The organism is Isoptericola hypogeus (genome assembly GCF_039531145.1).
GTDB lineage: Bacteria > Actinomycetota > Actinomycetes > Actinomycetales > Cellulomonadaceae > Isoptericola > Isoptericola hypogeus.
Window position 1 is genome coordinate 316796 of record NZ_BAAAPM010000009.1, and the last position, 8503, is coordinate 325298.

The window sequence follows — 8503 nt, forward strand, 5'->3', positions numbered from 1 at the left end:
GCGGCGCACGGGGAGCGATCCCCGTGCGCCGCCGTCGTGCCCGGTTCGCCCGGCTACTCGCCGCGCAGGCGCCCGTCGGCCGCGAACGCCGGCCGGAGCCGGGAGAGCTGCGTCGAGCTCACCTCGGCGGCCGGCCCGCCGTAGACGGCGTTGTACAGGAGGGTGAACGACGACCGCGGCAGAGACCGGAACGTCACCTCGCTGCCGTACGTGACGACCTTCCCCTTGCCGATGTCGAACGACACGACGTTGGCCGTGCCGGCGACGTGCTCCTCGCCGCGCAGGTAGCCGCTGGCGAGCACGTCCTGGGTCGGGTAGGTGGACACGACGTCGGCGCCGGCCCCGGTCGGGGTCCACGCCTGCGTGTTGTACAGCCACACCGGCCACTGCTCCGGCAGGCCCCACGCGACCATGTCCGACGTGTCGAACTCGTGGTTGAGCAGGCTCCCGCCGGTCGCGAACTCGTCGGAGTCCTCGGGCAGCGCCGGCTCGATCGGCAGGTCGAGCAGCTCGTCGGCCGTCTCGACGGTGTCGCCGATCGCCAGGAGCGTGCCGCCCTGGCGCACGAACTGGCGCAGCTTGCGCCACCCGCGCTCGCCGACCCCGTACGCCCAGGCGAACTCCTCGTCGTACTCCGCGGGGTCGAGGCCCTCGACGATGTCGTCCTTCGAGATGCCCTGCGGCAGCACGATCGTGTCGTAGACGTCGGTCAGGCGGCCGGACTGGAAGTCCTGCGCGCCCACGACCTCGTAGTTCACGCCGTACCGGTCCATGACGTACATGTCCCAGCCGCCCGGCATGTTGTTGGCCCCGCGCAGCAGCCCGACGCGGGTGCGCGGCTTGAGCTGGATGCCCTCGACCGCGGGAGCCTGCGCCGTCGCCGCCACGGGCACGCCGACGTCGGCGCTCGAGGTCGCCAGCACCCGTCGCGCCTGCGGCGTGGCCGGGACCACGTACGTGCCCGCCGGGTAGTCCGTGCCGTCGGCGGTGAACTCCGCGCCGGCCCGGAAGGTGGTGATGTTCGCCTTCTGCAGGGCGGCGACCATCGGGATGGTCCCGTACGACTCCGGCCGGACGAGGTACGCCCCGGACGCCCCCGGCGCGGCCGGCATCTCGACCTCGGGGACCTCGACCTGCTCGACCCGCTCGAGGTCGGCCTCGACCGGCTCGTCGACCGCGGCCACGTCGACGCCGAGCTGCAGCGGCAGGCTCGTCGTCGCCTCGGCGTACGGCAGGTCCTCGACCGGGTACTCGTCGGTGCCGAGCAGCTGGTCGGCCCAGTTGCCGAGCGGCTGGTGCGTGGCGACCACCCATGAGCCCGCGGGGTACCGCTCGCCGCCGGCCGTGAACGGCGCCGTCGCGCGGTCGATCTCGACCCCGGTCCACTCGAGCCGCTCGAGCATCTCGTACGTGGCGTACGGGTCGCGCTGGTCCGCGTCGACCACGTAGGCCTGCACGCCCGACGCCACGCCGTTCTCGGTGAACTCCAGCGGCGCGGCGTAGAGGTTGTCGTACAGCAGGGCCTCGCCGTTGGCGGCGACGTACTCCATGCCCGCGTACGTCGCGGTCTCGGCGTACTCGACGATGTCCTTCAGCGTCCACGTGTCGTCGTCGTAAGGCTGGATGAGGTCCTGGGTCGGCGTCTGCGGGCCGAGCGGGCCGCCGTCGCGCGACCGCTGCGGGTACGCCAGGTCGGTCACGGACGCGATCTCCGTGAGGTACACGCCGGTGCCCGTGAACGGGAAGAAGCCGACCGGCTGCTCCAGCGTCCAGTAGATGTGGTAGTCGTCGGTGCCGACGCCCTTCTTGCCCTCGGCGGTGAGGGCCCGCATCGCGTGCTGCCCGACGGCGGACGCCGACGCGTTGGAGTTCCCGGGCACGTTCGGGCTGGTCACGCCCCCGTACGGCGGGACGAAGATCCGCTCCCCGCTGTTGCCCTGCTGGTGCATGATGTGCGTCATCACCGGCCGGTACTCCCTGGTGAGACCGAGCCGGTATCGCGCCTCGACCTGCGTGAACATCGTCCAGTCGCGGTTGTCGTCGTGCCCGGTGTACTTCTGGTAGAGGTCCGGGTAGACGCGCGCCAGGTCGGTGCCGGCCGTGCGGTCGAAGTGGTCGACGACCTTCACCTGGCCGTCCGGGTTCTGCGACGGGACGAGCATGATGACCGAGTCCGTGAGCACCTGCTCGGTGAAGTCCGACGTCTCCGTGGCGAGCCGGTGCACGATGTCGTTGATCGCCTGCCCGTTGCCGACCTCCGTGGAGTGGATGGTCGCCTCCAGGTGGTAGATCGGCACGCTCTCACGTGCCAGTGCGCGAGCCTCCTCGGGCGACGTCGACCGGGGGTCCGACAGGCGCTGGTTGAGCTCGACGATCTCGTCGAGGCGCTCCAGGTTCTCGGGCGAGCTGATGAACACGGTGGCGTACTCGTTGCCCTCGGTCGTCTCCCCGACGGTCTCGTAGTCGACGCGGTCGGAGCTCTCGGCGATCGACCTCATGTAGTCCAGGACGTCCGGGTAGGCGGCGAGCCGCCCCTCGGTGCCCATCTCGAACCCGAAGAAATCCTCCGGGGTGGGGATGTCGGCCGTGGCGGCCGGCAGCGTGGTGCCTGTGGGTGCCCCCGCCGTGGCGGTGGAGGCGCCGGACGACGTCGCGACCAGCGACGTACCGACGAGTGCGGCCGACGCGACGGCCGCGGTGACGATGGTGGAGCGTCTGTCTCGCATGTGCTGCCCCTTTCACATGCCTCGCCGCCCTCTGCGGTGAGGACGCCGCACACGCTATTGCCTCGCGCTACGGTCTGCCCGTCGGGGCGACCCGGGGCGTCGCGTCCGCGGGGCGCTGCCGGTCTCGCGGGCGCGCGTCGGGCACCATGGACGTCATGACTGAGCAGCCCGAGGCGACGACGGACGGCACGACGGAACCGGCCGGGGGCGGCGGGGCGCCCCCGCGCCTCGCGATCGTGGGCTACGGGGGAGCGGGCCGCGAGATCCACGCCCGCCTGGCCGCGGAGGCCGGCCTGTCGGTGACGGCGGTCGTGACGCGCGACCCGGGGCGGCGCAACCAGGCGGCGGGCGACTGGCCGGGCGCGCGGTTGCACGCCGACCTCGACTCGCTGATGGCCGCGCGGGCCACGTACGACCTCGTCGTCGTGGCGAGCCCGACCGCGCTGCACGCCCAGCAGGCGGCGCAGCTCGCCCGCGGGGGCATCCCCTTCGTGCTGGACAAGCCCATCGGGCTCGACGGGCACCAGGCCCGCGCCGTCGTGGAGGAGGCGCGCACCACCGGCACGCCCTTCACCGTCTTCCAGAACCGCCGCTGGGACCCGGAGCAGCTCACGCTGGCGGCCCTGCTCGAGCGCGGCGAGCTGGGGGAGGTGCACACCTTCGAGCGCCGCTGGGAGCGGTGGCGCCCGGTGCCCCGCCAGCGGTGGAAGGAGAACGACCCGACCGGCGGGGGGCTGCTCCTCGACCTCGGGCCGCACCTGGTCGACTCGGCCACGCAGCTCTTCGGGCGGGTCGAGTCGGTGTGGGCGCAGACGCGCGCGCTCACCACCCCGACGGAGGACGACGTCTTCCTCGTCCTGCAGCACGGGGCCGGCGGCGGGCTCGCCGCGAGCCCGCGCGGCGTGGTGTCGCGGCTGTGGGCCGGGTCGGTCGTCGGCGCCCCGGGCCCCCGCACGCGCGTGCTGGGGACGGCCGGGGCGTACCTGGTGACGTCGTTCGAGCAGGACGCCTCGCCGTTCGAGGTCATGGACTCAGGAGCGCCCGACGGGACGCTCGGGTGGCTCACGCGGGCGCGCGAGCGGCAGGCGGTCCCCTTCGCCCCGGGCGGGCACGCGGACTTCTACCGGGCCCTGGGGCCGTGGCTGCACGGCGAGGCGCCCGCGCCGGTCGACCCGGCCGACGCCGTGCGCACCGCCGAGGTGCTCGACGCCGCGCGCGTCTCCGCGCGCGAGGGGCGCCGCGTCGACGTGTGACCCGCGGCCGTCTCCCGTGCCCGCGTCGGTGCGTCCGTCGGCCGGGCCGCGGCCTGTGGATGACGCGCACGCGCGGTGGCCGGCGCGGTGTTCGATGGTGCGGTGCCGCACGACATCCTGATCCCCATCCCCGCCGACGCCGCCGCCCGCGACGAGCTGGTCCGCCGGGTGCGGGCGCTGACCGCGCTGGACCATCCGCGGGTCGAGCCGGTCGCCGGCGCCCAGCTCCGGGCCGACGACCGGCTCGCCGTGCGTCGCGGACCGGGTGCCGTGGCCGACCTGCCCGCGGTGCTCGAGGTCCGGGGGCGGCTGTCGGCCGCGGAGGCGGCCGGGCTGCTCGTCGCCGTCGCCCAGGGCCTGGCGGCGCTGCACAGCGCGGGGCTCGACCAGGGCGGGCTCACGGTTCGCGACGTCGTGCTCGACGCCGACGGCGTCGGGATGCTGCGGCCGCGGCTCGAGCCCGCGGACGGCGCCGTGCCGGTGGCGGGGGCGGCCGCCTCCTCTGTCGTGGGGCCGGGAAGAGGCGGGACGGGGGACGACGCCGCCGCGCGCGACGTGCACGCGCTGGCGACCCTCGTGGCCGGGCTCGTCGGCGACCGCTCGGACGACGACGTCGTCGCGCTGGGCGCGGTGCTGGCGCCGGCGCTGGCCCCCGACCCGCGAGTCCGGCCCGAGGCGGGGACGCTCGCGGCGCACGCCGACGCCGCCCTCGACGCCGAGCCCGTGCACCTGCCGGAACGCGCCCGGCTCGCGGCCGCGGCGCTCGGCGCGGGCGCACGCGACCGGGCGCGACACGGTGACGCAGAACCTGACGCCGACGGGACCGCGGCGTCCGCGGGCGGTGCCGGTCCCCGCTCGGGCGGCGTGCCGGCCACGCGGCGCGCGGTGCGCCGGCCGGCTCGGGAGCCGGGGCGCGACCCGGGCGGCGCGCACCCTGCGCGTGGTGTCGCCCGGCGGCGCCGGCGTAGGGGTGCCGGGCCCGTCGGAACGCCCACCGGTCAGCCGGGCGGCCTGGCCGATGGTCCGCCGGGAGGGCGCGGGAGCCGCCGGGGCGACGCGGGCATCGTCCGGCGTCGGCGTCGGCGCGGTGTCCGGCGCCGGCTGCCCGGCGTCGTGGGGGCGATGGGGGTCGCGGTCGTGGTGGCGGGCCTCGTCGCCGTGGGGCTCGAGGTGCGCCAGCCGGACGAGGGCGCGGGCGTCGCGGCGCCCGGGTCCGCCGTGGCCGAGGTGGCGGCCGTCCCGGCCTCGTCCGTCGCCGGCGGGGATCCGGCTGCCGACGCCCCGGCGTCCGACGCGTTCGCCGACGTCCGCGCGGTGCGCGACCGGCACGCCCCGGCGGCAGCGGCCGCCGCGCTCACCCGGTCGCGGGTCGCCCTGCTGTCCGGCGGCCCCGGTTCGGTCGACGGGGTCGACCGGCGCGGCTCCGCGGCGCACGACGCGGACTCCCGGCTCCTGGCCCGGGTCGAGAGCTCGGGCACCACCGTCCGCGGCGCCCAGGTCGAGGTGCACGGCGCCAGCACGCGCGAGAGCGCAGGCGACACGGCGCTGGTGGACGTCAGGTACGAGATCGACGCCCACGTCCAGGAGGCGGCCGACGGCTCGACGGCGCAGGTGCCGGCGTCGGGCGTACGCCGTGCGTCGCTGGGGCTGGCGTGGACCGACGACGGGTGGCGCGTGACGACGGTCGGGTGAGGCAGACGTGCGGCGCAGGGTGGGGCCGAGGAACGAGGAACGAGGAACGAGGAACGAGGAACGAGGAACTTGGCTCGCAGCGGAACCGCAGGCGCGGCCGACGGACGGCTCGGGTGACCGCTCCGACGACGGCGCCGCGGGCGACGGGGCGACGGCGCGACGGGGCGAACGTACGACGGGGCGAACGTACGACGGGGCGAACGTACGACGGGGCGAGCGTACGACGGGGCGAATTCACGACGGGGCGACCGCGCGACGGGCTGCGGCACCAGAGGCGGCCCCACGACGCGAGGGCGCCCCCGGCCGGAGCCGGGGACGCCCTCGCGGTGCTCGAGACGAGCGGTCAGGCCCGGGTCAGAGACCGACCTCGGACTCGAACGCGCCCTCCTCGATGCGGGCCTTGACCGCCGTGAGGAAGCGGGCGGCGTCCGCACCGTCGACCAGGCGGTGGTCGTAAGAGAGGAACAGGTACGCGAACTGGCGGATCGCGATGGTCTCCTCGCCGTCGGGCCCGGTCACGACCGCCGGCTTCTTGGTGATCGTGCCGGTGCCGAGGATCGCGACCTGGCCGCCCGGGACGATCGGCGTGTCGATGAGCGCGCCGCCCGAGCCTGTGTTCGTGATCGTGAAGGTCGCGCCGGACAGCTCGTCCGGGCCCACCTTGTTCGCCCGGGTGCGGGCACCGAGGTCGCCGATCTGGCGGGCGACGCCGGCGAGGTTGAGGTCGCCGGCGTTCTTGATGACCGGGACCACGAGGCCACGCTCGGTGTCGACGGCGATGCCGACGTTCTCCGACGGGTGGTAGGTGATCTCGCCCTTCTCGGGGTCGATCGACGCGTTGATCTTCGGGAACGCCTTGAGCGCCTCGACCGCGGCGAGCGTGTAGAAGGGCAGGAAGGTGAGGTTCGCACCCTCGCGCGCCTTGAACGACTCCTTGGCCTTGGCCCGCAGCTTGGCGACCCGGGTGACGTCGACCTCGACCACGGTGGTGAGCTGGGCCTGCGTGTGCAGGGACTCGACCATCCGCTCGGCCACGATCTTGCGCAGGCGCGACATCTTCTCGGTCGTGCCGCGCAGCGGGGAGACCGGCGGGACCGCCGGCGCCTTCGAGGCCGCCGGGGCGGCAGGCGCGGCCGCGGGGGAGGCGGCGGGTGCGGCGGCCTTCTCGGCGGCGGCGAGCACGTCCTCCTTGCGGATCCGACCGCCGACGCCCGTGCCCTGGATCGCGGCGACGTCGACGCCCTTCTCGGCGGCGAGCTTGCGCACCAGCGGCGTCAGGTACGAGCCCTTGCCGGCGGCCGGAGCGACCGCGGCGGGGGCGGCCGGCGCGGCCGGTGCGGGCGTCGGGGTCGCGGGCTTCTCCGCCGGCTTCTCGGCCTCGCGCTGCTCGGCCGGCTTCTCCGGTGCCGGCGCGGGCTTCTCGGCCTCCGGCTCCGGCGCGGCCGGTGCCTCGGCCTTCTCCGGTGCGCCGACGGGCTCGGGGGCCTTCGCGGGCTCCTTGTCGGCGGGGGCGGCGGGCGCGGCGCCCGAGCCCACGAGCGCGAGCACGGCGCCGACCTCGACGGTCTCGTCCTCGTCCACGAGGATCTTCTGCAGGGTCCCGGCGACGGGCGACGGGATCTCGGTGTCGACCTTGTCGGTGGAGACCTCGAGCAGCGCCTCGTCGACCTCGACGGTGTCGCCCACGGCCTTGAGCCAGCGGGTGACGGTGCCCTCGGTGACGGACTCGCCCAGGGCGGGGAGGGTCACCTCGGTGCCCTCGCCGGAACCGGCGTCGGACGACTCGGCCGCGGGCGCCTCGGCCTCGGCCGTCGGCTGCTGGGCCTCGACCGCGGGCTCCTCTGCGGGCTTCTCCTCGGCGGGCTGCTCGGCCTCGGCCGGTGCCTCCTCGGTCTTCTCCTCGGCGGCCGGGGCGGCGTCGCCGGAGCCCCCGCCGGAGCCGTCGCCGACGACGGCGAGCGTGGCGCCGACCTCGACGGTCTCGTCCTCCTCGACGAGGATCTGCTCGAGGACACCGGCGACGGGCGACGGGATCTCGGTGTCGACCTTGTCGGTGGAGACCTCGAGCAGGGGCTCGTCGACCTCGACGGTGTCGCCGACGGCCTTGAGCCAGCGGGTGACGGTGCCCTCGGTGACGGACTCGCCGAGTGCCGGCAGCTGCACGTTCTCAGACATGACCTGTGGAGTCTCCTTCGATCAGTGGGTCAGGCGACGTGCCGAGGCGGGCCGGTCCGTGCCGGCCCACAACCGCTCCGGTTGCCGCGTTCTGGTCACTGCCCGCCATCTTGTCACCTCCGGCGGTCGGTCCCCAATCGATCCGGGCCGGGGGACGGTGTGACGCTGGGAACATCCGCGGCTGCCGGACGCCCCGCGAGGACCCGCCCGGGGTCACGTCGCGGTCACGCGCCGGTGCCGGGCGGTGCCCGGCGGTAGTCTCACGACCATGTCGCTCAGGACCGCGCTGAACCGGCTGCTGGGTCGTCCCGCCGCGCCGTCGCACCCCTCGGCGCCGTCGTCCGGATCGAAGGACGCGACGGTCGCGCACCTGCAGGAGTTCGTGCGCACCCGCGTGGGGGTCGAGGCGTACGTCGAGCCTCCCAACGCCCAGACGCCGACCACCGTGCTGCTTGTCGCGACCACGGGCGAGTGGACGCGCCGCCGGGTCCCCGACGAGCGCACCGGCTTCGAGGTGGCGCGGTCGCTCGGCGTCCCTGTCTACAACGTCCGGTTCACCGGCTACCCGCAGCGCATGCGGGACTGGAACACCGCGCAACGGGCCAAGCACCACCGGCACTGAGGGCCTCGACCCCGGGTCGACGACGACGGCGGCGC

5 protein-coding genes are annotated in these 8503 nt (G+C 75.2%); 3 read left to right on the forward strand and 2 right to left on the reverse strand.

What is annotated here, in order from left to right; genetic code table 11:
• Nucleotides 1–53: 53 nt before the first annotated feature.
• Complete coding sequence (locus tag ABD254_RS19440) at nucleotides 54–2726, reverse strand: M14 family zinc carboxypeptidase (protein ID WP_344250455.1); 2673 nt, start codon at nucleotides 2724–2726, stop codon at nucleotides 54–56.
• Nucleotides 2727–2881: 155 nt separating this feature from the next.
• Between ABD254_RS19440 and ABD254_RS19445 the strand changes: the two genes are divergently transcribed.
• Nucleotides 2882–3979 carry a Gfo/Idh/MocA family protein gene (locus ABD254_RS19445; RefSeq protein WP_344250456.1) on the forward strand — a complete coding sequence of 366 codons (1098 nt, stop codon included), beginning with the start codon at nucleotides 2882–2884 and terminating at the stop codon, nucleotides 3977–3979.
• A 102-nt stretch (nucleotides 3980–4081) separates the two neighbouring features.
• Nucleotides 4082–5671, forward strand: a complete 1590-nt coding sequence (locus tag ABD254_RS19450) for a hypothetical protein (protein ID WP_344250458.1) — start codon at nucleotides 4082–4084, stop codon at nucleotides 5669–5671.
• A 354-nt stretch (nucleotides 5672–6025) separates the two neighbouring features.
• Here ABD254_RS19450 and sucB read toward each other — a convergent pair whose 3' ends face one another.
• Nucleotides 6026–7846 carry a 2-oxoglutarate dehydrogenase, E2 component, dihydrolipoamide succinyltransferase gene (gene sucB / locus ABD254_RS19455; protein ID WP_344250460.1) on the reverse strand — a complete coding sequence of 607 codons (1821 nt, stop codon included), beginning with the start codon at nucleotides 7844–7846 and terminating at the stop codon, nucleotides 6026–6028.
• A gap of 268 nt (nucleotides 7847–8114) precedes the next feature.
• On the opposite strand from sucB, the gene ABD254_RS19460 reads away from it, so the two are divergent.
• The gene (locus tag ABD254_RS19460) at nucleotides 8115–8468 is read left to right on the forward strand and encodes an oxidoreductase (protein ID WP_344250461.1); all 354 of its coding nucleotides are present in this window, start codon (nucleotides 8115–8117) and stop codon (nucleotides 8466–8468) included.
• Nucleotides 8469–8503: the final 35 nt, after the last annotated feature.